Annotated in this window: 3 protein-coding genes; 2 read left to right on the forward strand and 1 reads right to left on the reverse strand. The window is 40.0% G+C overall.

Going from position 1 to position 1,524, the window contains the following annotated elements; genetic code table 11:
* The first annotated feature begins 10 nt into the window (after positions 1–10).
* On the forward strand, positions 11–139 hold the full coding sequence (locus RM529_RS18080; RefSeq protein ID WP_349254649.1) for a hypothetical protein: 129 nt from the start codon (positions 11–13) through the stop codon (positions 137–139).
* Between the two features lie 81 nt (positions 140–220).
* A complete protein-coding gene (locus tag RM529_RS17275; RefSeq protein ID WP_311485987.1) occupies positions 221–997 on the forward strand; it encodes a glycoside hydrolase family 16 protein in 777 nt (258 codons plus the stop codon).
* Here the strand turns inward: RM529_RS17275 and RM529_RS17280 are convergent.
* Positions 998–1,524, reverse strand: a 527-nt coding sequence (locus RM529_RS17280) for a family 20 glycosylhydrolase (protein WP_311485988.1), incomplete at its 5' end; no start/stop codon positions are given.

The raw sequence follows: 1,524 nt of genomic DNA on the forward strand, positions 1-1,524 counted from the left end.
AGAATTTAGTATTGATGAAGAAATGCTGAGGTTCTATAATGCAAACAAAAAGTGGGAATCTGAATCAGGCGATTTTGAAGTCTTCGTCGGTGGAAATTCGAGAGATCTTAAAAAAGCATCATTTACCCTTAACAAATAATCCCCTTTTTGTTTCAGAGAGTGGAGTCTTAATTCGGACTTTGCTCTGAGACATTGTTTTAAAATTATTAATCCATTAGAAATGAATAACATGATTAGAAACAAGATTACAGGTTTGCTGTTTTTAATGATTCCGGTTCTTATAAATGCTCAGGAAATGATTTTTGAAGAAAATTTTGATGGGGATGAGCTAAATATGGACAATTGGAGCTATGAAGAAGGCGATGGATGCCCCGATCTTTGCGGGTGGGGAAATAATGAACGCCAGATTTATAACCGGGATTATGTAAGCGTAGAGGATGGAAATTTGGTGATAGAAGCTGTTAAAGAAGGGGATAAATACTACTCCGGAAAAATTATTTCTAAAGATAAAGTCGAATTTCAGTATGGCGAAATAGAAGTAAGGGTAAATGTACCCGAAGGGCAGGGGATTTGGCCTGCTTTCTGGATGTTGGGACATGATATTAATGAAGTGAGCTGGCCTGCTTCAGGAGAAATTGATATTATGGAGTATGTGGGTCGTGAGCCAAATACGGTTTATACCACGCTGCACTATCCCGCCCACCACGGGGAAAATGCAAGCTCTAAAAAGACAAATATCGACAACATAGAAGACGGTTACCATATTTTTAAGACGGTCTGGACTGCCGATAATATTGAATTTTTTGTGGATGGTACTTCGGTTTACAATTTTATTCCAGAGAAATATGATGCAGAACATTATCCTTTCAGAAAGCCGTTCTATTTCCTGATAAACATGGCTGTGGGCGGCAACTTTGGTGGCCCCGAAGTAGATGATTCTATCTTTCCGAAGAAATATTATGTAGATTACATCAAGGTGACGGCGCTGGACGAATAGTTATTTTTCCCAGGGCACTCTGGGCGATTCATGGAAGTTGAGGTCCATAATCTTAAATCTTTTATATTGCTCTCCTAAACGCACTTTATATTCTTCCCAGTTTCTAAGGCTATCGGGGGACCAGCCAATTTCGGCGTAACCAAGTAATCTGGGATAAACCATATATTCCACGTCTTCTATGTCTTTAGTAGTCTCTGTCCAAAGCGGGGCTTCAATTCCCACAATATCTTCTTTTGTAACTTCGGGGACAAGAGTTGCCGGGTTCCAGTTATAAGCAGAATCTACTTCAATATAAGCGGCCCAGTGAAGCCCCAGGGGAGAAAGTGAATCGTACTGCATATCCATATAGGCGCGCTTAGAAGGGGACATAAGGATCTTTGCCTTTTTCTTTTTAGCTGCAATGGCGTTTTCTTCGCTGTGCCAAAATTGTGCTATAACGCCTTCTTCAATGTCTGCAGTCTGGATTTCGTCCCAGCCAATAATTTCTTTGTCGTGCTTTTTTACAATTTTTTGAAACCGGTTTATAA

Source organism: Autumnicola edwardsiae, assembly GCF_031846505.1.
GTDB classification, from domain to species: Bacteria; Bacteroidota; Bacteroidia; order Flavobacteriales; family Flavobacteriaceae; genus Autumnicola; species Autumnicola edwardsiae.

Coding starts and splice junctions, on each gene's coding strand:
- RM529_RS17275 (WP_311485987.1), top strand. CDS start 221: ATGAATAACATGATTAGAAACAAGATTACAGGTTTGCTGTTTTTAATG.